The sequence below is a fragment of the Bacillus cereus group sp. Bce041 genome (genome assembly GCF_052646455.1).
In genome coordinates this window covers 19,167-46,020 of the sequence record NZ_JBQXON010000002.1, presented here as the reverse complement: position 1 = coordinate 46,020, position 26,854 = coordinate 19,167, and the positions used below count along the sequence as shown (strand labels likewise).

Sequence of the window (26,854 nt, the reverse complement as noted above, 5' to 3'; positions counted from 1 at the left end):
GAGGAATTAAAATGTCAGCAACTACAACAAACTTAAAAGAAGCAATCGTGAACCGCCATTCAATTCGTAAAGTAACAAAAAACGATGCAATTACGAAAGAAAAAATTGAAGAAGTGTTAAAAACAGCTTTACACGCACCAACATCTTTCAATATGCAAAGTGGTCGTATGGTTGTATTAATGGATGGAGAGCATGAAAAGTTTTGGGATATCGTTAAAGAAACACTAAGAGCACGAGTACCAGCAGAAAACTTTGAAGCGACTGTAGAAAGACTAAAAGGCTTCCATGCAGGTGTAGGAACAGTTCTATTCTTTGAAGATCAAGCAACTGTAGAAAAAATGCAAGAAAATGCCCCATTATACAAAGATCAGTTTCCATTCTGGTCTCATCAAGGAAATGCGATGTTACAACTTACTGTGTGGATGCTATTATCTGCTGAAGGAATTGGGGCGTCATTACAACATTACAACCCAATCGTAGATGCTGAAGTGAAAGAAACTTGGAACATTCCGGCAGAGTGGAGCTTAGTAGGTCAAATGCCATTTGGTGAACCAAACGAACAACCAGCAGAAAGAACGTTCTTGCCTACTGAAGATGTAGTGAAATTTTATTAAGAAATACAATATGTAACGAGAAGGAAGCTGTGCTTAAAAACAGCTTCCTTTTTTGTAGTGGTGTTAATTTATGCGCATTTAGGGAAGAAATATAAGAAATAATACGGTGAGAAGGGAATTAGAAAAATGAATGATGAGAAAAAATATACAGTGGTAGGTACTGATGTTGAGGAAGTAAAGCGTTTAAATAAAAATTCAGGGTTAACGTATAATCAAGTGAAAGAAATGTTAGCAAAGCAAATGCAAAAAAAGAAGTAATTAGATTGAAATCTTTCATTTTTTCATTTAGCATTTTGATTGGAGAGAGTTAAGTAAAAGGTAACTCTCTTTTTTGTATAGCTAAGCATCTTATAGAGTGGAGGAAGCAACATGAAGAAATGGGTAAAGGTAACGCTGTCTATCACTGGAGGCATTGTCTTATTAGCGTGTGCCGGCGGATATTACGTGTATAAAAATTATTTTCCAAAGGAACCTGAGCGTATTGTATATGATAAAGAAAGAGTGCTACAACCGATACATAATCAGCTTAAAGGAATCAATATAGAAAATGTAAAGATAAAAGAAAGAGAAGTCGTAAATGCGACTGTAGATGAGCTTCAAAAAATGATTGATGATGGAAAGTTGTCATATGAAGAATTAACGAGTATTTATCTCTTTAGAATACAAGAACATGATCAAAATGGAATAACATTAAATTCTGTTACAGAGATAAATCCTAATGCGATGGAAGAAGCAAGAAAGTTAGATCAAGAGCGGGGTAGAAACAAAAATTCGAATTTATATGGTATTCCTGTCGTTGTAAAAGATAATGTACAGACGGAAAAAGTGATGCCGACTAGTGCAGGAACTTATGTATTAAAAGATTGGATTGCAGATCAAGACGCAACAATTGTGAAGCAGTTGAAAGAAGAAGGAGCATTTGTTTTAGGAAAAGCGAATATGTCTGAGTGGGCGAACTATTTATCTTTTACAATGCCAAGCGGGTATAGCGGGAAGAAAGGACAAAATTTAAACCCGTACGGTCCGATTACATTCGATACTTCAGGATCAAGTTCAGGATCTGCTACAGTAGTTGCAGCAGATTTTGCGCCGCTTGCAATTGGAACAGAAACGACGGGATCGATTGTTGCACCAGCGGCGCAGCAATCAGTAGTTGGGTTACGTCCATCTTTAGGTATGGTAAGTAGAACAGGAATTATTCCATTAGCTGAAACTCTTGATACAGCAGGACCTATGGCAAGAACAGTAAAAGATGTAGCAACGTTATTTAATGCAATGATAGGTTATGACGAAAAAGATGTTATGACAGAAAAAATGAAAGATAAAGAAAGAATTGATTATACAAAGGATTTATTAATAGATGGATTAAAAGGGAAAAAGATAGGGCTTCTTTTTTCTGTAGACCAACAAGATGAAAATAGAAAAGTAGTAGTAGAAAAAATTAGAAAAGACCTTCAAGATGCAGGTGCGATATTAACTGATAATATCCAGTTAAGTGCTGAGGGTGTAGATAATTTGCAAACATTAGAATATGAGTTCAAGCATAATGTAAACGACTATCTTTCACAGCAAAAGAATGTACCGGTAAAATCGTTAGAAGAGATTATAGCGTTTAATAAAAAGGATAGTAAAAGACGAATAAAATACGGACAAACATTAATTGAAGGGTCTGAAAAATCTGCTATAACGAAAGAAGAGTTTGAAAACGTAGTGCAAACGAGTCAAGAAAATGCAAGAAAAGAGCTAGATAGGTATTTAGTAGAAAAAGGTTTGGATGCTCTAGTTATGATTAATAACGATGAAGTCCTTCTATCAGCTGTAGCTGGTTATCCGGAATTAGCGGTTCCTGCTGGATATGATAAAAATGGAGAACCAATCGGTGTAGTGTTTGTAGGGAAACAGTTTGGTGAAAAAGAGCTTTTCAATATTGGATATGCGTATGAACAGCAGTCTAAAAATAGAAAATCACCTAGTTTATAAAAGATTATATGAAAAATAACTGCCACCGAAATTATGTTGGTGGATTCCAGTTAAACGAATCTAACAATATGAAAAGAAAAAAAGGATTCTTCTCAATTAGTAAGAAAGATTGTCTATAGGAGTTCATAAAATGTAATATATTCAATTTCCATCCATTGAAGGGGGGTTAATTCTTAATGAATGAAGTAAAGAGTTTTTTTCGAAGTAGAGGGTTTCAACGGTTTCTCGTTTTAATAATAGTAGCGCTTGTATTATACGCATTAAAAAGTATGATTAATTTAATATTAATTACGTTTATACTGACGTTTTTAATGGATCGATTTCAACGTTTTATTTCAAGAAAATTGAAAGTAAACCGGAAAATTGTTATTGCATGTTTATATATAATACTAGTTTCCTTTATAGGCACAACATTATATAAATATTTACCTGTGCTGACGATACAAATTTCACAATTAATTTATCAATTTAAACTGTTTTTTCAAAATCCACCTGATAATGAAATCGTTAAATATGCACTTTCGACAATTAATGGGATGGAAGTATCAAAATATATAGAACAAGGTGTAGACGTCATATATCAATCAATAGCAAATATAGGAAAGGTAAGTTTACAAATATTATTATCTCTAATTTTAAGCTTATTTTTCTTATTAGAAAAAGAGCGTATTATTACATTTACATCAAAGTTTAAAGATAGTAAGTTAAAAATCTTTTATGGAGAAATTGCATATTTTGGTGAAAGATTTGCAAGATCGTTCGGCAAAGTAATTGAGGCTCAGTTTTTAATTGCCGTTGTAAATTGTATTCTTACTGTCATTGCATTAATCGTTTTAGGATTTCCACAGCTACTTGTATTAGCTGTTATGATTTTCTTACTAGGGTTGATTCCTGTTGCAGGTGTGATTATTTCTTTGTTTCCACTTTGTATCATTGCTTACAACGTAGGCGGAGTTATGTACGTAGTATACATACTCGTATTCATAACAGTAATCCATGCTCTTGAAAGTTATTTTTTAAATCCGAAGTTTATGTCTGCAAAAACAAATTTACCAATATTCTACACATTTATGATTCTTATCTTCTCAGAGCATTTCCTTGGAATATGGGGGCTTATTATCGGGATACCAATCTTTATCTTTTTATTAGATGTACTTGATATAAATAATGAGGATGCGACTAAAAAATAAGAAATGATAGAAAATCACTAAAAAGTCATAGGAGATAATGAAAATAAAAAGCAATCCAAAATAAATTGGATTGCTTTTTATCTTAATTAAAGAACCGGAGCCATTGTTTCTTTCAATACTTGAACAGAGTGGTCGAATTTTAATTCTTCATCTTCACTTAATTCAACCTCTAAAATTTCACGAACACCGCCGCGATTTAAAACAGCAGGTACCCCGATATAAACATCTTTTTGACCGTATTGACCTTCTAAGTAAGCTGATACAGTTAATACACTATTTTCGTCGTTTAAAATTGCTTTTGTAACACGTAGAAGTGACATACCGATACCATAATAAGTTGCGCCTTTACGCTCAATAATATGGTAAGCTGCATCACGGACGTTTATGAAAATTTTGTCTAAATCTTCTTGATTATACGTGTTGTCTTTTTCAAGCAGTGTTTGTAGTTTTTGGATACCAACGGAAACATGGCTCCAAACTGGAAGTTCAGTATCGCCGTGTTCTCCGATAATATAAGCGTGAATGTTGTGTGGACCAATATCGAAGTACTCACCTAACATATAGCGGAAACGAGCAGAATCAAGCGTTGTACCAGAACCGATTACACGTTCTTTCGGTAAACCAGATTCTTTCCAAGTTACGTAAGTTAAAATATCTACAGGGTTTGTTGCGATTAAGAAGATGCCATCAAATCCGCTATCCATAATACTGCGAACGATTTGTTTGAAGATTTTAGCGTTTTTCTCAACTAAATCTAAACGTGTTTCGCCTGGTTTTTGTGGTAATCCAGCTGTAATAACTACAAGGTCAGCATCTTTACAATCTTCGTAGCTGCCTTTCCATACTCTAGTTGGAGCTGGTGCGAATGGAACAGCATGACTTAAGTCCATTGCTTCCCCTTCAGCTTTTGCCTCATTTACATCGACTAAAACAAATTCTTCAGCTACAGCCTGGTTAATCATGCAGTAAGCATAACTACATCCAACTGCTCCTGTTCCTACTAATACAACACGGTTAATACCTTTTTTCATTTCAAAATTCCTCGCAATTTCATTGATTTTATTATGTAAGATAATACGTCTTACTTCTATAGAGTCATATCTAGTTTATTACATTTTATAAAAGATATTCAAGTATTTGAAAATGTATCCGTGCAAATCCGCGAACAAAACATAGGAATTCAGTGAACCGAATATAATTCAGTAAAATCCTTTGTAAAAGGGGAAATGGCATGGGGAATCCATTAGCAATGGAAGAAATGCTTCATATTATTCATGCAGGGCTTGTTAAAAAGAATAACCCAAAACGGATTACGATTGCAGGTGCAGGGATTTCTGGATTAGTTGCAAGTTCTTTATTAAAAGAGGCTGGGCACGAAGTAACGATTATAGAAGCAAATAACAGAATAGGTGGCAGAGTGTATACGATTCGGGAACCATTTAGTGTGGGTTTATATTTTAATGCGGGACCGATGAGAATCCCTGACACCCATAAGTTAACCTTAGCGTATATTCATAAATTTAAACTACCTTTAAACCTTTTTATAAATAAAACTTTTGCAGATATCATTTATACGAATAACATTCAAACGAGATTGAATGTGTTTGAAAATGATCCAAGTGTACTTGAATATCCGGTTTTGGATAAAGAAAGAGGAAAAACGGCAGAAGAGCTAATGATTGAAGTATTAGAACCAATACTAAATTACATTAAGAAGGATCCTGATAAAAACTGGCTTATCGTTGAAAAAAAGTATAAAACGTATTCGCTTGGTTCATTTTTAATGGAGTATTATTCAGATGGTGCGATAGATATGATTGGGGTACTTCTTGATATGGAAGCTTATATGGGAATGTCCTTAATTGAAGTATTACGTGAAATGATTTTCTTTACTTCAACAACGAAATATTATGAAATAACTGGTGGAATGGATAAGTTATCGAATGCATTCTTACCACAATTAAGGGAACATATTTTAATGCCGTATAAGGTTGATAAAATTATACAAGAAGATAATAAAGTAATGTTACAAGGAAATCATGAACAAACGTTAGAGCAATTTACAATAACAAGTGATTTTGCTATTATTACAATTCCATTTTCAGCGTTAAGATTTGTAGAAGTTCAGCCATACTATTTATTCTCTTATTTTAAAAAAAGAGCAATTCGTGAATTAAATTATATTGCTGCAACTAAAATTGCAATAGAGTTTAAAAGTAGATTTTGGGAGAAAGCGGGACAGTGTGGCGGTAAATCTATTACTGATTTACCGATACGGTTTACATACTATCCGAGTTATGGCATTCATACTCCAGGACCAGCTATCGTTATAGCAAGTTATACGTGGGCAGATGAGGCGCTAACATGGGATAGTCTCCCGCAAAGAGATCGTATTCGGTACGCATTAAAAAATTTAGCGGAAATATACGGGGACATCGTCTATAGTGAGTTTGTCACTGGAACATCTTTTAGCTGGAGTAAAAATCCGTATTCTTGCGGTGCATTTACAGCTTTCGAACCAGGCCAAGAGCTCGAGTTATTTCCGTATATTACACCACCATCTGGAAAAGTACATTTTGCAGGAGAGCATACGACATTAACACATGGATGGATGCAAGGGGCAATTGAGTCTGGAGTTAGAGTTGCATATGAAGTAAATGAACAGTGAATCTCTTATATTTACAAATGGTCATTCTTTTAATAAAATGATAAATATAAATCGTAATTATTACGCTTTGAATACATTTGAAGTAAAGAAATGGATGGTCGGTTGAATGAATAAAGTGGAGATTCATATATTAGGTGGTTTTTTAGGTAGTGGAAAATCAACATTATTACAAAATTTATTGTTAGCAGAGAAAAAGAAGAATAGAAAAGTTGCAGTATTAATGAATGAAATTGGTGAATACTCAGTAGATACAGATATTATTGGAAAAGAGAATGTTTTAAGAGAACTTCTTAAAGGATGTATTTGTTGTACGTTAAAAGAAGAGCTTGAAATACAATTACATTCGTTATACCAACAAGAAAGACCAGATGTAATTTATATAGAAACGACAGGTGTTGCGCATCCAATTGAAGTGTTAGACGCGTGTGTCTCGCCAATTTTAGCTCCTTTTCTGGAAGTGAAATCAATTGTAGTCGTTTTAGATGCAGTAAGGTGGTTAAATCGAAGTATATTAAGTGCAAATGTACAACAGCTATTGCATGAGCAACTGAAATTTGGTAGTCACATTCTTGTTAATAAAGCAGATTTACTAACAGATGAAGATAAGAATACAGTATTTGAAGAAGTAAAGGCAATAAATGATCATGCGAAAATGTATGAGACAAAGTATTGTAATATATCTTTAAAAGATATAGAAGAAGCAGAATTTCCAAATGATGAGGAACACGAGACACTACATGTCAAACAGCATTTACATATACAAACAATGACATATCAATTTACGAAACCGATTGATCAAGACAAATTATATGAATGGCTTTCGAATTTACCAGATAGTATTTATCGAGTGAAAGGTTTTGTGAAATTCCATGGAGATAAATACCCTCACCTATTCCAATATTCGTTCGGAGTACCAACTTTATTAGAACAAGACTTCGGTTTCCCGACAAACTTAGTAGTAATAGGAGAAGGACTAGATAAGAAACAATTGGCTGAAGGGTTAGAGAAAGTAGAACTTAACTCTAATTAAGGGGAAAAGACTAACTTAAAAATAAGTTAGTCTTTTTGTATGGTCATTACTGAAATGAAACAGTATTTTCAATTGGATTGCAGAATATATATTGATTGTATGTCCGTTTCCATTACATAGGAAGGTGATTATATATTTGTGCCGAATGTAGAGGGTACTACAAGAGTTTTCCATTATCTATCGAATTAGTTAGTCATGATTACGGACAGGGGATTTTGGCGTGTTTGATTCTATCAGAAAGTAAAGTATGGGGAGGATCACAATGTCGATGAAAAAACGTAAGTGGCTAAAAACAATGTTTACTGGTTGTGTTTTAGGTTCGTTATTAATAACGGCAGCTTGTTCAGGAAAGAAAACAAGTACAGAGGATGAAAAAACGATTAAGGTAGGAGTCCTTGCTTCTTTAACAGGACCGCTAGAATCGTATGGAAAACAAACAGTGAACGGATTTGAATTAGGGTTAGATTATGCAACTGGTGGAACTGGGAAAGTAGATGGGAAAAAGATTAAGTTTGTTGTAGAAGATACAGAAACGAAAGCGGATGTAGCAGTTAAAAAAGCTACGAAGTTATTAGAAGAAGAGAAAGTTGATTTTTTAGTTGGATCGTCTAGTTCAAGTGATACGTTAGCGGTTTTACCACTGGCTGAAGAATATGAAAAGATTATGGTTGTAGAACCGGCAGTTGCGGATAGTATTACCGGGAAGAACTGGAATAAATATATTTTTAGAACTGGAAGAAGTTCCTCACAAGATGCGATTGCAGGAGCAGCAGCAATTGCGAAAAAAGATGTAAAGATTGCAACATTTGCCCCAGATAACGCTTTTGGTCGTGAAGGGATTGCTGCATTTAAAGCGGGTGCGAAAAAATTAGGTGCGAACATTGTGAATGAGCAATACGCGGATACAAATTCAACAGATTTTACAGCGAATATTCAAAATATCATTAGTTCAAAACCAGATTATTTATTTATCGTTTGGGCAGGGGCAAATTCACCTTGGAAACAGTTGAAAGATATGAATGTGGAAGCGCAAGGTATTAAAATTTCTACAGGTGCGCCAGATATACCAGCATTAAAAACAATGGATGCATTAGTAGGTATGCAAGGTTTTTCTGTATATTATCACACACTTCCAAAAAATAAAGTGAATGATTGGCTAGTTGAAGAGCATAAAAAACGTTTTAATGGTGCAGTGCCAGATTTGTTTACAGCAGGAGGAATGTCAGCAGCAATTTCTATTGTAGAAGCCTTAAAGAAAACAAAAGGTGATACAGATGTAGATACCTTGATTAAGAAAATGGAAGGAATGGAATTTGATACACCGAAAGGAAAGATGAAGTTTAGAGAGAAGGACCACCAAGCGATGCAGACACTGTATTCTATCACATTGAAAAAGCAAGACGGTGTTGATTATCCGGTGCCAGTGTTAGAGCGAGAATTAACGATGAAAGAAACAGAACCACCAGTTCAAAATAAATAGACTGAATTTTCTGTTGTTTTTGTATAAAGAGGGGGGACCCTCTTTATACATATTTCTTTCATACTCACGGCTTTAAAGGGAGGGATTTCGTGACACATTTGCTAGAGACGAAAAATCTTAGTGTATCTTTTGGTGAACATCAAGTTATTAAAGATGTAAATTTAACTGTCCAAAAAGGAAAGCTCATTTCTATTATTGGGCCAAATGGTGCGGGGAAGACAACGTTATTTAATTTACTAAGTGGACAGATTTCACCCACAACAGGTGAAGTGTATTTTAAAGGGCAAGATATTACAAAACTATCGATTTCAGATCGAACACGCTTAGGAATCGGTCGCTCTTTTCAGCTTACAAACATATTCCCAGAATTAACGGTACTTGAAAATGTCCGTTTAAGTGTTCAATCATTCGTACAAGATTACTATAGTTTTTTCCCGAGTTCAGCAAAATTAAAGCAACAAGTTGGAGAGGCGAGACGTTTCTTAAAAACAGTATTACTTCATGAAAAAGAGAACGTATTAGCGAAAGATTTGGCACATGGAGAGAAAAGGAAGCTAGAACTTGCGATGTTATTAGCTTTAAAAACGGATGTGTTATTACTTGATGAGCCGACGGCAGGTATTTCGGTTGAGGAAGTCCCTGCTATATTACAAGTGATTGAAAATATTAAGAAACATCCAGAGAGCACAATTGTACTTATCGAACACAAAATGGATATGATACTAGGTTTGTCAGATCATCTTATCGTTTTATTTCATGGAGAGTTATTGGCTGAAGGATTGCCAGAAGAAATTATGAAAGATGAGCGTGTACAAAGTGCTTATTTAGGGGGATTATATAGTGGCACTATTACAAGTGAATAATATAGAAACGTATTTAGATCAGTTTCATATTTTGCAAGGAGTATCTCTTGCTGTTGAGAAAGGGACGATTACTGTACTGTTTGGTAGAAATGGGGCAGGGAAAACAACGACATTACGTTCAGTGATGGGGTTTCACCGCATTGCAGATGGTGAAATTTATTATGATAGTGCAAAAGTGAGTGGATTACCTACACACTTAATTTCAAGGAAAGGAATAGGGTATGTACCAGAAAATCAAGGTATTTTTCATGATTTGACAGTAGAAGAAACTTTCGCTCTTGCTAGGGGAAAAGGTGAGGAAGTAGAAGGGAAAATAGAGTGGATGCTGGAACTATTTCCGGATTTAAAGCAGTTTTGGAATAAGAAAAGTGGGCTCTTGAGCGGAGGGCAAAAGCAAATGTTGGCTATTTCAAGAGCGTTTATTAATAGTGATGGATTATTACTTATTGATGAACCGAGCAAAGGGCTATCCCCGATAATGGTGGAGAAATTAATGGTAGCTATTTTGAAGATGAAAGAGAAAACAACAGTTTTACTTGTTGAGCAAAATTTTATGATGGCCAGTCAAATTGGCGATTATTTTTACATTATGGATAACGGACGAATTGTTCATAACGGTTTTATGAATGAATTAAAAAAGGATAAGGAAATGTGTCATAAATATTTAGGAATCTCTTAACATGAATCCGAGGTGAAAAGGATGGATGTGTTAATCAATTTATTTGTAAATGGGATTTCAACAGGGATGCTCATTTTTTTGTTAGCATCAGGTCTTTCACTTATTTTCGGTTTAATGAGCGTTTTAAACTTTGCACACGGTGGTTTATTTGCATGGGGAGCATTTACAGGTGTTTGGTTATTTAATGTGACAGGAAGTTATATATTAGCTTTAGTTGGAGCAGTAGCCATGGGAATGTTCCTAGGATTTATTTTAGAAAGGTTTCTTATTAGGCCGGTATATGGAAATCATGTTCGACAGCTGCTCGTTACGCTTGGAGGAATGCTCGTTCTTAGTGAGTGTATTAAAATATTTTGGGGGCCAAACCCTATTAGTGCAAAATTACCGTTATGGTTACAAGGAAGTTTTACATTCGGAGGTATTATATTAATTAAATATCGTCTATTTGTTATTTTGATTGGGATAATTATTTACATTGCACTACTACTATTACTCAAAAAGACGAAGATAGGTCTTATGATCCGTGCAGGTGTAATGGATAAAGAAATGGTTCAAGCGCTTGGTATTAATGTAAAAGCGATATTTTCTTTCGTCTTTTTATTAGGGGCAGGGATGGCAGCTTTGGGAGGATTCTTATTAGCACCGTATTCGGGCGTTATTTTCGCCGAGATGGGCATGCAGTATGCAATTTTAGCTTTTATAGTAGTAATTATCGGTGGATTAGGAAGCGTTCAAGGTTCAGCTATTGCTTCTTTAATTGTCGGATTAGCTGGTGCTTTTACAGCGTATTTTATACCAGATTTATCACTTGCAATTAATATGTTAATGTTACTATTTTTCTTAATAGTGAAGCCAACTGGACTTGTTGGTGAAAAGGGGTGAAATGGTGAACAACACATCGGACCGAATTAAAGTATACTTCGGAGTATGTATGCTCATTTGTTTAAGTGTATTTCCGTTCGTAAATGATTCACGGAGCCTGTTAATTTTGTTCACTCAAATCTTCATCTTTGCTATTTTTGCAATGAGTTTTGATGTATTGCTTGGGTATACAGGAATTGTATCGTTCGGTCATTGTATGTTCTTTGGGATAGGAGCATATGGGGTAGCGCTTTTATTTGATCGACAAGGCGTATCAATAACGAACTTTTTAATTGGAATAGTAGCTGCAATTATCGTTTCAGCAATCGTTAGTTATATAATTGGTTTGCTTTCTTTACGATTGAAAAGTCATTTTTATGCAATGTTAACACTTGCTATTTCACAGTTATTTTTTGTACTTGCTGAAAAATGGCGTGGGCTTACTCACGGAGGAGATGGTTTTACATTTGGTGTACCAGACGTATTCCGTGATCGTTTTACGTTTTATTATGTAACACTTATATGTTTACTTATCATTTTTTTTCTGTTACGTCTTTTCACCAAATCTTCTATTGGAAAAGTATTAAAGGCAATTTCCCAAAATGAGCAACGTGTTGAAGTACTAGGATATAAAGTGCTTCATTATAAAATTATTGCTAGCATTGTTGCAGGAGTAGTAGCTGCGATTAGCGGTGGTTTATTTGTTATCACATTGCGTTTTGTTAATACGACTGTATTTTCAATTGAAATGACATTAAATGCATTATTGATGACGATGATTGGTGGGGTTGGAACGTTAATAGGAGCAATTGCAGGAGCTGGAATTATTGAATCTCTAAAATATTATTTATCAGAACTAGCTACAGAGTATCCGATCTTTGAACGATGGACGATTATTCTTGGTTTATTGTACATTATCGTATTGCTAGTTTTCCCGAAAGGATTAGTTGGCACGGTTAAGGGACTGAAGAATATGAAACGGAATAAGAAGGAGAAAAGTGCAGAAGTGGAGCAAAATGTGTGAAAAATCAATTGTATAGAATATGAAAATCCCTCTTTTAGATTCATAAAGGAGGGATTTTTTATTAACCAAATAGTTCATCAGGGATTTGTTTGAAAGAGTTTTGATTTGTAAAAAAATGAACAGCTAATTTCTCAACTGGAAAATCTTCAATTGGTACCAATTTATCATTTTTAATCGGCAAAAAGGCTATCCCTTTTCCGTCCTGAATAAACTCTTCCATAAGCGAATAAGAATCTAATTGTTGAAGTTGACGCTGAGATAAATTATTTTCTTTTAGAAATTGTATCGTCTTATTTCTAAAAGGGCACTTTTTGTCATTACTAACGAAGAAGAGTTCCTTTGAATAGTCAAGGATACATTTTTCTTGATCTTTTAGTAAGCCTATAGAAATTGAAGTAGTAAATACTTTTTTAAAACCTGCACCAAAATCATCCTCATAAGTGATGACCATATCAACTTTTTGTTGCTGCAGTAATTTTGGCAAATGACTACTATTTTCTACATATATTTGATAATTCATGAAATTTTCTTTAATACGCTTACTTAAATAATTAGTCAAAATCGATTGTGACGTCGCGATTATATAAGAAGACCCACTTGTTTTAATTTTATCTTTCGCTTCTTCTAATAGAGTTAATATTTGATTCGTGTAATCTAATAAAATGTCACCAGAAGGTAATAAGGAAACGCCTTTGTTATCTCTATGTAGTAAGGGTGTTTCTAATTCTTGTTCTAATTTTTTGATTCTTTCAGTTACGTTCGGTTGAACATAACCTAACTCTTTAGCAGCTTTACTAATAGAACCCTCACTGGCTACAGTTTTGAATATAATAAGATCATTTATTTCCATATATCTCAGCCCCTTATGCACTATCATTATAAATGATACCAAACATAATTTATACCTATTTTACGTTAGCTACTTATCGATTTATCATAATGTATATAAGATTGAAAGCGAGTGATAAACATGATTGGAATGCAATATAAGGTCATTTTGCCAAAGGATTATGACATGGAAATTATTAAGAAAAGGGTAAAGGATAATGGTTATAAAACTGATGGTTTCCAAGCACTAAATTTTAAAGCTTATTTAATTACGGAAACGGAGAAAGACGGGAATTTTTATAACTGCTATGCACCTTTATATATTTGGAATGGGCATGAAGGGATGAATAAATTTATCTTTGAAGGGTATTACGATAATATTTTACAATCGTTTGGTTGGCAACAAATACATATAGGTGTTCCATTAGTTGTTAATCTAAGTGATGGATTTAAGAAAAGTAGATATGTTGTTGAATATGCAGGAAGTATTGCTCAAAGTAAAACGCTGATTGGGACTCAATTAAACATGATGAATGAAAATGTACAAAACAATGAAAAGTGTTTAGGGAATGTAATCGTTTATAATCCGGATAAATGGGGATATAGTAGGTTTGAGTTTTATGAAGAGAAGCCTGATATTATAGTAAATAAAGGTGCTACAGTATATGAGATTTTACACATTTCACGATGAAATTTTGTTGTATATTAAAAATAAGAAAAGGAATGAAAGTCTATGCCTTTTGTGAAGATTTATTATCCTGAAAACATATTAAATGAAGAAGAGTTGGAAAAAATGGGGGAATGTATCCATCTTTCGTTAATTGAACATTTTAACATCCCTGAAAATGATTATTTTCAAATGTTCTTACCTTACCAACAAAATAAATTTTTATATAATCCATATTATTTGTTGGAAAGAGGAGAAAAGAGAACAGAGAATATGATATATGTTTCTATTACATGTGGACCGGGAAGAACGGTGCAACAGAAAAAAGATTTGTATCAATCGGTATCTTTAAAAATTACGGAATATTCCGACGTTAAAACTTCGGATATTTTTATTACACTAAATGAGACAGCTGCTGAAAACTGGTCATTTGGTCAAGGAATAGCACAAATGGTGAAAATAAAGGGAGAAAAAAATGAAAAATGAACTTATTGAAGTACATATTAAAAAGAAAATGAGAGAAATGGCACCTGCATTTGCTCATTATAGTGAAAAGATATTATTTGAGGAAGTGTGGCGGGATGCCACTTTAACATTAAGGGAAAGAAGTTTGTGTACTGTGTCAGCACTAATCAGTCTCGGTAATACAGAACAATTACAATTTCATCTGAAGCTAGCTAAACAAAATGGGATTAAGGAGAATGAATTGGTTGCATTAATAACACATATGGCTTTTTACGTTGGTTGGCCAAAAGCTATGTCAGCTTTAAATATAGTAATGAATGAAATGAAAAGCTAAGAATAATGATAAGTAAGAATTCATGTTTATATGAATTCTTACTTATCATTATTTATGCAATACTCTATCGCTATATTTATTACATTTTCTCTTGCTTTTTTATCACTTGCGTAGTAAAGTGATAGTAAGATTAACGCTAGGAAGTGACAAAACATGCGTGATAATACGATAGGATCATTAATATGGTTACGTTTAATACGATTTACGAACCAAAGTAATCAAATGTCAAATGAGTTTTTAAAACGTTTTGATTTAACGACAGCTCAATTTGATGTGCTTTTGCAAATACGTACGTATCAACCACTAACACAAATGGAGTTAGCTGAAAAGGTAACTGTTACACAAGGTGGCATTTCTCGAATGTTAACTCGTCTTGAAAAAGAAGGATATATTGTACGAAAACAAGATTGGAAAACGAAAACAATTAGTCTTACAGAGCAAGGAGAAGCGGCTTTAGAGAGAGCATTGCCAGAGCAACTTGCATTTCAATCTTCGTTTTTTGATGATGTATTAAATGAAGAAGAGCAGAAAATATTATATGAGCTGATGACGAAAGTTCATAAGCATAGTGAAAAAAAAGAATTACCGCAAGAGTAATTTTTTTTACACCATCAATTGACTAATCAAGTGATGGTGTAGGTAATACGGAGATAAACTTGACTTACCAACGTTTTTAGAAAAAAACTAATACTACTTTATTAAAGGGGAGAGTAACTATGGAAAAATACCGTATAGATACAAGAAAAGGAATTGAGTTTGGATTATATTCAATTGGTGATCATGTTTTAAATCCACATAATGGGGACAAAATTACGCCAGAAAAAAGAATTCACGAACTAATTGAAACAGCTAAGTTAGCAGATGAGGCAGGACTTGATGTGTTTGCTGTCGGCGAAAGTCACCAAACACATTTTACAACGCAAGCTCATACAGTTATTTTAGGTGCGGTCGCGCAAGCTACGAAAAATATAAAAATTGCAAGTTCCGCAACGATATTAAGTACATCTGATCCAGTTCGAGTATATGAGGATTTCGCTACCATTGACTTGATTTCTAATGGACGTGCAGAAATTGTGGCTGGTCGTGGATCTCGTATTGGAGGATATAGTTTACTTGGTTATGACGTGAATGATTATGAAGAATTATTTGAAGAGAAGATGGATCTTTTATTAAAAATTAATAACGAGGAACATGTAACATGGAATGGACAGTTCAGAGCACCGCTCGCACATGCATCGGTTATTCCAAGAGCGAAAAATAATAACTTACCAATTTGGCGTGCAGTTGGAGGTCCACCAGCTAGTGCAATTAAAGCAGGACGTGCAGGTGTGCCAATGATGATAACAACACTTGGTGGTCCAGCAATTAACTTTAAAGTGTCAGTAGATGCTTACCGCGAGGCTGCTCAGCAAAGCGGATTTGATCCAGCTAGTTTACCAGTTGCGACAACGAGTTTATTTTATACGGCAAAAAATTCACAAGATGCACTTAGTGAATATTACCCTCACATTAATGCTGGTATACTTACACTGCGCGGTGATGGGTATCCGAAACAGCAATTTACAAATGCAATAGATTACCGTGATGCTTTAATGGTTGGTAGCCCACAACAAATCATTGAGAAAATGCTTTACCAATATGAATTGTTTGGCCAACAACGCTTTATGGCACAAATTGATTTTGGCGGTGTACCATTTGATAAAATTGAGAAAAATATTGAATTAATTGCTACTGAAATTTTACCAGCCGTTAGAAAACATACAGCAAAATAAATAAAAAAACTGAGAGTTTAATCGACTCTCAGTTTTTTTATTTGTTCTGGAAAAATGACAAAAAAATGAACTTTTAGTCGAGGAAGAGGGAAGTTGTTTTCTATTTTTGAATAACATTATTTCGAGTTTGAATTTTGAAAATACATTTTTCTCTTGACAAAAAATAAGCATTTATCGTGGGTGCTTTCGAGGACATTTTTCCGAGTAAAAGTCAAGCGTATGAAGAAAAAACGATTGTTTTATAGATATAAAAGTAAGAAGTATATTGAAAAAACACATTTTTCTAATGAGAAAAATCTGATTCAAAAAAATGACAAAAGACATATTTCAGACAAAATGATGTCAATAATACGTCAAAAATAACCTGAATTTACTATGCAGGTATATTATACAATTCGATTAACGAATAAAACACTACAGAAATAGTGAAAAGGTAAAAAATAGCATTACAATAGTTTGAAAAACTGAAACTTCATATTTTTCGACAATACATACAAAATGTTTTTGTCTTTTCGTATTTCTTAATAATTGAGTTTGATAAGATTGCTCAATTAACTTTTATTATAAAAACTATGAAGGAAGTGATTTTAGTATGGAAACGCTCGAATTGGCACGAATACAGTTCGCATCAACAACGATTTTTCATTACTTTTTTGTTCCGCTGTCAATTGGTTTAGCTTTTATTATTGCGATCATGCAAACGTTGTATGTGGTAAAAGGGCAAGAAGTATATAAGAAGATGGCAAAGTTTTGGACGCAATTATTCCTTATTAACTTTGCAGTAGGTGTAGTAACAGGTATTTTACAAGAATTCCAGTTTGGTATGAACTGGTCAACGTATTCACGTTTTGTAGGTGATGTATTTGGTCCATCACTTGCGATTGAAGGATTACTGGCATTTTTCATTGAGTCTACATTCCTGGGTTTATGGGTATTCGGTGAGGATAAATTACCGAAGCGAATTCACTTAATGTGTATTTGGCTCCTTTCAATTGGAACGATGTTATCAGCATTCTGGATTTTAACTGCAAGTGCATTTATGCAGTCACCTGTCGGGTATGAAATGGCAGCTGATGGTCGTGCACAAATGAATGATTTCTTAGCCATTATTCAAAACCCACAACTATGGGTACAATTCCCGCATACAATTACAGCAGCAATTGCAACAGGTGCATTCTTTATTGCTGGTGTAAGTGCATGGAAAATTACAAAAGGACAAGAAACTGTAGTATTTAAAAAATCTTTCCGAATTTCTATCATTGTTGGAACAATTACAACGGCGCTTGTATTATTCTTCGGTCATGCACAAGCGCAACAATTAATTAAGACACATCCAATGAAGATGGCGGCAGCTGAAGCGCTATGGAATACAAGTGAGGATCCAGCACCATTTACAGTATTTTCGAAAATTGATACAGAGAAGAAAGAAAATTCGTTTGAAATTCAAATCCCTTATATGCTAAGTCTATTATCGTATGATAAGTTTAGCGGTCAAGTTGAAGGGATGAATCAAATTCAAAAACAATATGAGGAAAAATATGGACCTGGAGATTATATTCCTCCAGTGCATACAATGTTTTGGAGTTTTAGAGCGATGGTAATGAGTGGAACATTCATGCTTCTTCTAGGAGCTTACGGATGGTTCTTATCAAGAAAAGATCGTTTAGCGGAAAAAACGTGGTATTTAAAATTAATGGTGTATGCAATTTCTCTTCCATTCATCGGTAATACAGTAGGGTGGATTATGACTGAAATGGGTCGTCAACCTTGGGTTGTATTTGGTGTAATGAAAACAGAAGATGCTGTATCACCAAATGTAACATTCGGTGAAGTATTATTCTCACTTATTTCATTCACATCAATGTATTTAATTATGGGTGGAATTTGTGTGTACTTATTTGTTCGTACCATTAAGGGCCACACGAATAAGAAAACGAAAAAGGATTATCAAAGCCATGATCCATTTGATAAGGAGGAAGAGTATGTTATCTCTTAATGAGTTATGGTTTTTAGTTATTGCAATCTTGTTTGTTGGATTCTTCGTACTGGAAGGTTTCGATTTTGGTGTAGGAATGGTTTCGAGGTTTTTAGGAAAGAATGATTTTGAAAAACGAGTTTACTTAAATACAATAGGACCGTTCTGGCACGCGAATGAAGTATGGCTTGTTTGTGCTGGTGGAGCCATGTTTGCGGCATTTCCGCACTGGTATGCAACTTTATTTAGTGGTTTTTATATTTCATTTGTATTTATGCTTCTTGCTTTAATTTTAAGAGGTGTTTCCTTTAAATTTCGTGCGAAAATAGATAATCATAAATGGAAGAGCGCATGGGATTGGGGGATGTTTATTGGAAGTATGTTACCTCCTATCCTTTGGGGAGTTGCGATTGCAAACTTTATGGTAGGTGTACCTATTGATGAGAGTAAAAATGTTGTAGGTGGATTCTTGCAATTACTTCATCCATTTGCGTTACTTGGAGGAGTAATGTTTCTCCTACTATGTATTGTTCACGGATTACAATTTCTTACGATACGTACAACTGGTAAATTGAGAGAACGTGCACGAATTGCTGCAATAAAAATTGCACCATTTTCATTACTTACACTTCTTGTTTTTGCTGGTGTGGGGTTATGGAAAACCGACATTTTCACTGCTCATGGAACAGAATGGATTATGGTACCAATCGGAGCTTTTGTAGCACTATTAGTGTCCACTTTATTAAATAAAAGAAGAAGAGATGGTTGGGCTTTCTTTATGACGAGTTTAACGATCATTTTACTAAGTGCGAGTGTATTTATCGGTATGTTCCCACGTGTTATGATTAGCTCTTTAGGAGCAATGAATGATTTGACAATTTACAACGCAGCATCAGGAGCTTATGCATTAAAACTTATGACTTACTTTGCGATTGCTATTTTGCCTTTCGTTATCGGAAGTCAAATATGGAGTTATTATGTATTTAGACAACCTGTTAAGTCAGACAACGATTTGGAGTACTAATGAAAAGAAAAAGAGGACTTCCGTCTTATCCCGGTAGCCGTATTTTATATGTAGCGTTAACGATTATTAGTATTTTAGAAGCTTTTAGTATTATTGCGCAAACAATCTTTTTAGCACGAGCTATTACGTTTTTATTTCATGGAGAGACAGTACAAACAATATTAAGTGAAGTTGTTTATTTTGGTATCGCGTTTGCAGCGCGTAACATAGTAGTTCGAACATCACAAATATTAGTGGAACGTTTTGCTGAAAAAACAGGGTCGTTACTAAGAAAACAATTGATAGAGGCATATTTCACATTGGGTCCAAGGTATGTTCAAACTGTTGGAACTGGTCATCTGGTTACCTTATCAATTGAGGGGATTGAGAAATTTAAAACATATATTGAATTAACGATTCCTAAAATGATTAGAAGTAGTATCGTTCCAGGTCTAATTGTACTATATGTTTTTACGCTAGATATTGAGTCTGGAATCATTTTAGTTGTAACGATTCCTATCGTGATCATATTTATGATTCTTCTCGGATTAGCAGCGCAAAAAATGGCAGATAGTCAGTATGAGATATATCGTGTACTTTCGAATCATTTTGTAGATACGTTAAAAGGTTTAGAAACATTAAAGTATTTAGGGAAAAGTGAACAGCACGAAGGAAAGATTGAAAAAGTAAGTAAAAGATATAGAAAAGCAACGATGCGTACTTTGCGAGTTGCTTTTCTTTCTTCTTTTGCATTAGATTTCTTTACGAGTTTATCAATTGCGTTTGTGGCAGTTGGATTAGGGATACGTTTAATAGATGGAACGATTATACTATTACCAGCCCTTACAATTTTGATTTTAGCTCCGGAATATTTTCTGCCGATTAAACAAGTGGGAGCAAATTATCATGCGACATTAGATGGACAAATTGCGATGGAGCAAATAGAAGAGATTTTGCAACAACAAAAAGGAATACAAAAGAAAGATTTAAATGAAGATATAGTATGGAATGCCTCTAGTAGCTTGAAATTACAAGATATCAAAGTTAATAATACTGAATCTGAAAAGGCTATATTAGAAGGAATTAATTTTACTTGGGAAGGTAACGGTGCTATTGGTGTTATTGGTGAAAGTGGTGCAGGGAAATCGACGTTAATCGACGTATTAGCAGGTTTTTTATCTCCTTCGAGTGGAAAGATGTTAGTAAATGGTGTAGAAGTTGATGGATCTACTCGTGAAGATTGGCAAAAAAATATTGCTTATATTCCGCAGCAACCTTATATTTTTCCGCTTTCATTAAAGGATAACATTCGTTTTTATGAAACAAATGCAACAGATGAAGAAGTTGAAAGAGTTATTAATGAAGTCGGCCTTCGTTTACTCGTTACATCACTTCCAAATGGGATACACGAAAGAATTGGAGAAGGTGGACGTATGCTAAGTGGCGGACAAGAACAGCGTGTTGCTATGGCGCGTGCGCTTTTAAGTAAAAAACCAATCATTTTATTAGATGAGCCTACGGCACATCTTGATATTGAAACCGAATTTGAAATAAAGCAAGCGATGTTACGTCTATTTAATGGAAAGTTAGTATTTTTAGCAACTCACCGTCTACATTGGATGAAACAAATGGACCATATTCTTATTCTAAATAAAGGGGAAATGAAAGAAAGTGGGACGTATGAAGAACTTTTAGAGAATGAGACATTACATTTTCATAGGGAAGAGAGGGGAGAGAAATGAGTAACTGGGTTAAACCTTATATAAAACAAAATAAAGGTAGAATGACTTTAACTATTTTCCTTGGTCTTCTTGGAGTTAGTTCAGGAGCGATGTTACTTTTTATTTCAGGTTATTTGATCTCAAAATCTGCCCTTAGACCAGAAAATGTAATGGCTGTATATGTTCCTATTGTTGCAACAAGAGCGTTTAGTATAGGGCAAGCTGTATTTCATTATATAGAGCGCCTAGTCGGACATGATGTCGTACTACGTATATTAGAAAAAATGAGAACGAGGCTATATAGAATAGTAGAACCACAGGCGTTATTTTTCCGTTCTCGATTTCAAACGGGTGATATGTTAGGAGTGTTATCCGAAGATATAGAGCATTTGCAAAACCTATATTTACGTACAATATTTCCTAGCATATTAGCGCTAGTTGTTTATAGTATCTTCGTACTTGTTATCGGTGCATTTGATTTTGTTTTTGCACTTATTGTAGGTTGTAAGTTAGCTATTATCGTTTTTCTTCTTCCGTTTGTATCATTACTTTTGATGAAGAAACATCATGTTACTTTAAAGCAAGGAAGAAACCGTTTGTATCAACAACTGACAGATGCTGTTTTTGGATTATCTGATTGGCAAGCAAGTGGTCGTAAAGATGAATTTATTAATGAGTATGTAAAACAAAATGATCAGTTGTTAAAAATCGAAAAGAGAGTGAAACGCTGGTATCATATTCGGGACAGTATCATTCAATTAGTAGTAGGTATTGTAGTTATTTCGATGATCATATGGACTGGGAATGAAGCGGCAAGTGAACAAATTGCTCCTACAGTTATCGCAGCTTTCGTATTAATGATTTTATCTGTAACAAACGCGCTTATTCCTATTGCAGATGCCATCGATCGAATACCGTCGTACGTAGAATCTACCCATCGTCTTAATGGCGTAGAAAGTGATAGTGTTTTACATGATGAAACGGATTTGCATGGAGAGAAAGATTATATTGAACCAAAACATGTAGATATTGAACTGAATCACGTATCGTATAGTTATCCAGATAGTAATGAGATTGTATTAAAAGATGTATCATTACAAATAAAAGCAGGGAAGAAAATTGCTATTTTAGGGAGAAGTGGGACAGGGAAATCTACTTTACTAAAATTATTAACAGGGGCGTTAAGCCCAGTAAATGGCCAAGTTGTATTGAATGGTGAACGAGCTCATACGAATCTTTTATCTAAATATATTTCTGTATTAAATCAAAAGCCGCATTTGTTTGATACGACAATTGGAAATAATGTACGAATTGGCAAACCAGAGGCGACGGATGAAGAGATATGGAAAGCTTTAGAGAAAGCACAATTAGCTTCACATGTTACTTCTCTTCCAGACGGATTACAAACAAAAATGCATGAAATGGGAAAGCGGTTTTCTGGTGGGGAAAGACAAAGGGTTGCTTTTGCTAGAACTCTTATGCAAGAAACACCAATTATTGTACTTGATGAACCGACTATCGGTTTAGATCCAAAAACAGAATTGTCTTTAATCGAAACAATGTTTTCTGCAACGGAAGAAAAGACGGTTATTTGGATTACGCACCATCTTGTAGGAATAGAACATGTAGACGAAGTTATATTCCTTGATCGTGGCCAAATTGTCATGCAAGGTAGTCATAAACAACTTCTGAAAGAAAATGAAAAGTATCGTAAACTTTATGAGTTAGATAAAGGAATATGATTTGAATAAGCAATAATTGTAAAAATAGCTACGCCTAATGGTGGAGCTATTTTTTTGTTAGATTGCAGGTGTATATGATTGTTACGAATTAAAAATGAATTTCATATTATACATATAATGGAGGGGATGTACATGAAGGAGCAATATAAAATCATTGTTTTAAGTGATGAGTTATCAGGGGAGAGGATTCGAAATACGTTAGACAAAAATAAATGTAAAACAATAGTTCATGTTGTAGACGTTTCAGATGTTGTTCGTATAGAAAGTTCTTTTCAATATATAGTCATTTGGAGAGGGGACGCAGAAAAACTTACAAATGACTTGATAAATAGGGGCGTGCAAAGTTCAAAAATTATTAATTTAACAAAATACATGTATGAATGGAAGGATAAATTAATTTCTATCTATCAAATAAATCCGGATCTTATGTCTTTATACATTGCTATGAAAAAAGCAAAGAGTGATCCGACGTATGAATTGTTTGCTACCGGTTTGTCTTATCCACATTGTGGCATAAGTACGGAGCTTCTCTCAAAAAAGTCAATAAAATTAACACTTCCATCGCAAGATCTATACTATGATTATTTAATAGCGTCACAACTTTTATCAAACAATCATTCATTTCAATATTGTTTAATAGGAATAGCCTATTTCTCGTTTTACTTTGATATGTCGTTATCATCTGAATCATATAGAATTCACAAAGTATATTATCCATTGTTTCAAGATGGTCATCATACTGCAGTTCATTCTCCTCTACCCACTGATGGATTCTCACATCTAAATACTCCGAAACCACTTCTTTCTATTTTTAATTTGCATTTTGAATATATTTTATTAGACGAACTAAAAGATGAATCATTGACGCTGCCTTGGATAAATGCTGAATGGAATACTACTTCTCTTCATATTCCTTTTGAAGAACACGGGAAAATAAGAGCAGCTTCACATGCTAAATTGGCGTATCCTCATACTTTAGTTGAAAATAAAATGATTTTTAAGAAATATTTAGAATTACTGTTAAAAAACGATATAAAGCCATTAATTGTTGTGTTCCCTGTTACTTCACATTATTTCAATTGTAGTAGTAAGAAATTAAAAGAAGATTTTTATAAAGTTATAAATGATTTTCAAACTCAATATTCTTTTCAAATTATAGATCTATTTGATTCGCCATTATTTTGTGACGATGATTTTTATGATAGTGATCATATGAATAAAAAAGGTGCAAATAAAATGTCCGCATTATTAAATATGTTTATTCAGGAATGAAAAGTATGATATTTTGTTTCATGTTTGCATAAAAGTATATAGGCTCCATACAGTTAAAGTAATGTGATTTTTGTGTCGCGTATATAAATAATATGCGAAGAGGTGAGAGAGTTAAAATGAGAACTCGTATTGAAAGAACTGAAGAAATGGTAGAGCAACTTCCGTTGGTAAGTGTATTAATTCCTACGTATAATCGTCCTAGTTACTTTGAAAAGGCGTTATGTAGTGTGTTAGAACAAACGTACCCTAATATAGAAATTATAGTTGGAGATGACAGCACGAATGATGAAACAGAAAAATTGTTACAAAAATACTTATGTGATCATTCAAATATTATTTATATAAAAAATAGATCAACTCTCGGACAATTTGAAAATGCGTTAATGTTATTTAATGAAGCGAACGGTGAGTATATAAATTTTTTAATGGATGATGATGTATTTCATGTGAATAAAATTGAAAAAATGATGAAGTATTTTTTCAATGATTTAGATAATGAAATTAAGCTTGTAACATCTCATCGTCAAGTAATTGATGATAAAGGGAAAGAACTGCGACATATTTATTCGACTGTCCGTTTATTTGAAGAGGATACCATTATAGAGGGAACAGAATTAGGAAATAAGGTAATTGTGGATCAAAAAAATTACATTGGAGAACCGACAACAGTTTTATTTCGTAAAAATGATTTACAAGAACCATATGGGATTTTTGATAAGAGGCGGTATTTATGTAACGTAGATATAGCTTCATGGTTATCTTTATTAAGTAAAGGAAAAGCAGTATATATAGCAGAGACACTTAGTTACTTTCGATTACATCCAGATCAACAGTTAAATGAATCTAATAAAATGATGGATGGGTTAGAAGATTTTTCACACAGTATTATAGCAGGAGAACAATATGGTTTCTTATCCACCGAAAAAGAGTTAGACAAAGCGATAACTAATTTTCTAGATTATGCAAGAAGGATAGTTCCATCATCAATATTATATACATTAGACTATTACCAAAAAATTAGAGCGAAGAAAATAAACATAGAAAAGAAAAAACAACATATAAATAATAATTCTTCATTACCGAAAGTAAGTATACTTATTCCTGCATACAATAGACCTTATTACTTGGAATTAGCACTCAACAGCGCTTTGAATCAAACATATGAAAATATTGAAATTATTATTTCTGACGATAGTACAAATAATGAAGTCAATGCTATGATTCAACCGTACTTACGTGAATATGAGTGTATTACATATGTTAAAAATGAAACGCCGTTAGTTGCTGAAAACTTTAATAAGTGTGTAGAACTTGCAAATGGGGACTATATAAACTTTTTATTAGATGATGATTTATTTCATCATGAAAAGATCGAGAGAATGATGAAATACTTTTTGACGTTAGAAAATATTTCATTTGTGACGTCATATCGTGAACTGATTGATGAGAATGGAGAGATATTACCACCTTCAACATTAAATATGAAAATCGCGAAAGAAACTACACTTTTTGAAGGAAAAGAATTAGGGAATTATATGTTAAAAAACTTGAAAAATGTAGTTGGTGAGCCGACAACTGTTTTGTTTAATCGGGATTTGTTTGACGGGAAGTTTGGATATTTTAAAGGAAAGGCTTATTCTGCTATTAATGACATTGCAACTTGGCTAGATATGATGAGGAAAGGAAAAGTAGTTTATATACATGAACCTCTTAGTTATTTTAGACAACATAGTGGACAAAATCAAAAACAAATGCATTTTATTTTAATGACAATTGAAGAGTGGATTGAATTAATTATAGATGCATATAATAGTGGGTTTTTAAGCTCCGAAAGTGAGTATAAAGAGAGTTTATCTTATTGTTTAGAAAATGCGGGATTTATAGTTAAGGATGCAGTAAGAAATGGCGAACTAGATCAAATTTATAATGAAAAGATAAAAAAAGGCTTAAATAATTTAGTTGCTCATATGTTCGAGAAAGAATCTTGTTATTGTCAATATTGTAATCAACAATTTGAAAAATTTTCACCTTGGCCAGCACATTATGATTTTCCGAAATATAAATTTGAAATGTGGAATAAAGATACAGGGATATGTCCAGTTTGTAATTCGATGGATCGTGAAAGATTGTACCGTGCGTACATTGAAACGGAAACGGACTTGTTAAATAGAAACTATACAATGCTTCATATTGCACCTGAAGCGAAGTTAAGAGATTGGTTTAACGAGTATAAAAATATTACGTATGTATGTGGTGACTTAGAACCAAAGGATCCATTAATGAAGGAAATTGATGTTACAAGGATTACATATGATAGTAATACTTTTGATGTAATAGTATGTAGCCATGTGTTAGAACACGTTCCTGATGATGACAAAGCAATGCGAGAGTTATATAGAGTGTTAAAGCCAAATGGATGGGGAATTATTCAAGTACCAATCGTAATGAATGTAGATTTTATTGTAGAGAATGAATTAATTGTAACACCACAATTGAGGAAATTAGCTTTCGGGCAAGAAGATCATGTGAGAATTTATAATCAATCGGGATTTATTCAACGATTAATGAATGCAGGATTTAAGGTAGAATTATATAACATAGCGGAAAAACAAGGAATGAAAAGTGCTAGGAAATTTGGATTATCTGAAACAGATATGCTCTATATTGTCCGAAAATGATAGGAAGG

24 protein-coding genes are annotated in these 26,854 nt (G+C 33.7%); 22 read left to right on the top strand and 2 right to left on the bottom strand.

The annotated features are described in order from the left end of the window. Nucleotides 1–11 precede the first annotated feature (11 nt). The 4 genes from ACUN13_RS06185 (at nucleotide 12) to ACUN13_RS06170 (ending at nucleotide 3,784) form a co-directional block, all read left to right on the top strand. A complete protein-coding gene (locus tag ACUN13_RS06185) occupies nucleotides 12–614 on the top strand; it encodes a nitroreductase family protein (RefSeq protein WP_342761751.1) in 603 nt (200 codons plus the stop codon). A 126-nt stretch (nucleotides 615–740) separates the two neighbouring features. After that, the gene (locus tag ACUN13_RS06180; RefSeq protein WP_000997344.1) at nucleotides 741–872 is read left to right on the top strand and encodes a hypothetical protein; all 132 of its coding nucleotides are present in this window, start codon (nucleotides 741–743) and stop codon (nucleotides 870–872) included. Between the two features lie 111 nt (nucleotides 873–983). Then, nucleotides 984–2,594 (top strand): amidase family protein, encoded by a 1,611-nt coding sequence (locus ACUN13_RS06175; protein ID WP_445423727.1) that lies wholly within the window; start codon nucleotides 984–986, stop codon nucleotides 2,592–2,594. Nucleotides 2,595–2,770: 176 nt separating this feature from the next. Then, the gene (locus ACUN13_RS06170; protein ID WP_048518828.1) at nucleotides 2,771–3,784 is read left to right on the top strand and encodes an AI-2E family transporter; all 1,014 of its coding nucleotides are present in this window, start codon (nucleotides 2,771–2,773) and stop codon (nucleotides 3,782–3,784) included. 86 nt (nucleotides 3,785–3,870) lie between these two features. Here ACUN13_RS06170 and ACUN13_RS06165 read toward each other — a convergent pair whose 3' ends face one another. After that, on the bottom strand, nucleotides 3,871–4,815 hold the full coding sequence (locus tag ACUN13_RS06165; RefSeq protein ID WP_000715321.1) for an L-lactate dehydrogenase: 945 nt from the start codon (nucleotides 4,813–4,815) through the stop codon (nucleotides 3,871–3,873). Nucleotides 4,816–5,015: 200 nt separating this feature from the next. Here ACUN13_RS06165 and ACUN13_RS06160 point away from each other — a divergent pair, with 200 nt between their 5' ends. From ACUN13_RS06160 to ACUN13_RS06130, 7 genes are all read left to right on the top strand, one after another. After that, nucleotides 5,016–6,452, top strand: coding sequence for a flavin monoamine oxidase family protein (locus tag ACUN13_RS06160; protein ID WP_445423726.1), 1,437 nt, complete (start codon nucleotides 5,016–5,018; stop codon nucleotides 6,450–6,452). Nucleotides 6,453–6,558: 106 nt separating this feature from the next. Next, nucleotides 6,559–7,482, top strand: coding sequence for a CobW family GTP-binding protein (locus tag ACUN13_RS06155; RefSeq protein WP_001044939.1), 924 nt, complete (start codon nucleotides 6,559–6,561; stop codon nucleotides 7,480–7,482). A 262-nt stretch (nucleotides 7,483–7,744) separates the two neighbouring features. Then, a complete protein-coding gene (locus ACUN13_RS06150) occupies nucleotides 7,745–8,962 on the top strand; it encodes a substrate-binding domain-containing protein (protein WP_000061996.1) in 1,218 nt (405 codons plus the stop codon). A gap of 89 nt (nucleotides 8,963–9,051) precedes the next feature. Then, nucleotides 9,052–9,825 (top strand): ABC transporter ATP-binding protein, encoded by a 774-nt coding sequence (locus tag ACUN13_RS06145; RefSeq protein WP_000149338.1) that lies wholly within the window; start codon nucleotides 9,052–9,054, stop codon nucleotides 9,823–9,825. After that, nucleotides 9,803–10,504 (top strand): ABC transporter ATP-binding protein, encoded by a 702-nt coding sequence (locus tag ACUN13_RS06140; protein WP_001196696.1) that lies wholly within the window; start codon nucleotides 9,803–9,805, stop codon nucleotides 10,502–10,504. Before ACUN13_RS06145 ends, ACUN13_RS06140 begins: the two co-directional genes overlap by 23 nt. Before the next feature lie 21 nt (nucleotides 10,505–10,525). Beyond that, nucleotides 10,526–11,386 carry a branched-chain amino acid ABC transporter permease gene (locus tag ACUN13_RS06135; RefSeq protein WP_000382805.1) on the top strand — a complete coding sequence of 287 codons (861 nt, stop codon included), beginning with the start codon at nucleotides 10,526–10,528 and terminating at the stop codon, nucleotides 11,384–11,386. 49 nt (nucleotides 11,387–11,435) lie between these two features. Further along, nucleotides 11,436–12,389 carry a branched-chain amino acid ABC transporter permease gene (locus tag ACUN13_RS06130; RefSeq protein WP_342761911.1) on the top strand — a complete coding sequence of 318 codons (954 nt, stop codon included), beginning with the start codon at nucleotides 11,436–11,438 and terminating at the stop codon, nucleotides 12,387–12,389. Nucleotides 12,390–12,450: 61 nt separating this feature from the next. Here the strand turns inward: ACUN13_RS06130 and ACUN13_RS06125 are convergent, their stop codons facing one another. Then, nucleotides 12,451–13,239 carry a LysR family transcriptional regulator gene (locus ACUN13_RS06125; protein ID WP_000405003.1) on the bottom strand — a complete coding sequence of 263 codons (789 nt, stop codon included), beginning with the start codon at nucleotides 13,237–13,239 and terminating at the stop codon, nucleotides 12,451–12,453. Nucleotides 13,240–13,359: 120 nt separating this feature from the next. On the opposite strand from ACUN13_RS06125, the gene ACUN13_RS06120 reads away from it, so the two are divergent. The 11 genes from ACUN13_RS06120 (at nucleotide 13,360) to ACUN13_RS06070 (ending at nucleotide 26,846) form a co-directional block, all read left to right on the top strand. Then, the gene (locus ACUN13_RS06120) at nucleotides 13,360–13,908 is read left to right on the top strand and encodes a DUF4865 family protein (RefSeq protein WP_000579893.1); all 549 of its coding nucleotides are present in this window, start codon (nucleotides 13,360–13,362) and stop codon (nucleotides 13,906–13,908) included. 42 nt (nucleotides 13,909–13,950) lie between these two features. Further along, entirely contained in the window at nucleotides 13,951–14,370 is a 420-nt protein-coding gene (locus ACUN13_RS06115; protein WP_227900849.1) for a tautomerase family protein, read from the top strand. Further along, the gene (locus tag ACUN13_RS06110; protein WP_000787196.1) at nucleotides 14,360–14,683 is read left to right on the top strand and encodes a carboxymuconolactone decarboxylase family protein; all 324 of its coding nucleotides are present in this window, start codon (nucleotides 14,360–14,362) and stop codon (nucleotides 14,681–14,683) included. The genes ACUN13_RS06115 and ACUN13_RS06110 overlap by 11 nt, the downstream gene beginning before the upstream one ends. Before the next feature lie 153 nt (nucleotides 14,684–14,836). After that, nucleotides 14,837–15,280, top strand: a complete 444-nt coding sequence (locus ACUN13_RS06105; RefSeq protein ID WP_001205523.1) for a MarR family winged helix-turn-helix transcriptional regulator — start codon at nucleotides 14,837–14,839, stop codon at nucleotides 15,278–15,280. A gap of 119 nt (nucleotides 15,281–15,399) precedes the next feature. Further along, entirely contained in the window at nucleotides 15,400–16,455 is a 1,056-nt protein-coding gene (locus tag ACUN13_RS06100; protein WP_445423725.1) for an LLM class flavin-dependent oxidoreductase, read from the top strand. A 592-nt stretch (nucleotides 16,456–17,047) separates the two neighbouring features. Continuing rightward, nucleotides 17,048–18,451, top strand: a complete 1,404-nt coding sequence (gene cydA, locus ACUN13_RS06095) for a cytochrome ubiquinol oxidase subunit I (RefSeq protein WP_000448870.1) — start codon at nucleotides 17,048–17,050, stop codon at nucleotides 18,449–18,451. Continuing rightward, on the top strand, nucleotides 18,438–19,454 hold the full coding sequence (gene cydB, locus ACUN13_RS06090; protein WP_445423724.1) for a cytochrome d ubiquinol oxidase subunit II: 1,017 nt from the start codon (nucleotides 18,438–18,440) through the stop codon (nucleotides 19,452–19,454). The genes cydA and cydB overlap by 14 nt, the downstream gene beginning before the upstream one ends. Continuing rightward, nucleotides 19,454–21,175, top strand: coding sequence for a thiol reductant ABC exporter subunit CydD (gene cydD / locus ACUN13_RS06085; RefSeq protein WP_445423723.1), 1,722 nt, complete (start codon nucleotides 19,454–19,456; stop codon nucleotides 21,173–21,175). The genes cydB and cydD overlap by 1 nt, the downstream gene beginning before the upstream one ends. Next, nucleotides 21,172–22,896: a thiol reductant ABC exporter subunit CydC gene (gene cydC, locus ACUN13_RS06080; RefSeq protein WP_445423722.1), complete on the top strand. Its 1,725-nt coding sequence runs from the start codon at nucleotides 21,172–21,174 to the stop codon at nucleotides 22,894–22,896. The genes cydD and cydC overlap by 4 nt, the downstream gene beginning before the upstream one ends. A gap of 132 nt (nucleotides 22,897–23,028) precedes the next feature. After that, nucleotides 23,029–24,168 carry a hypothetical protein gene (locus ACUN13_RS06075; protein WP_342761755.1) on the top strand — a complete coding sequence of 380 codons (1,140 nt, stop codon included), beginning with the start codon at nucleotides 23,029–23,031 and terminating at the stop codon, nucleotides 24,166–24,168. Nucleotides 24,169–24,284: 116 nt separating this feature from the next. Next, nucleotides 24,285–26,846, top strand: a complete 2,562-nt coding sequence (locus tag ACUN13_RS06070) for a glycosyltransferase (RefSeq protein ID WP_322357979.1) — start codon at nucleotides 24,285–24,287, stop codon at nucleotides 26,844–26,846. Nucleotides 26,847–26,854 lie beyond the last annotated feature (8 nt).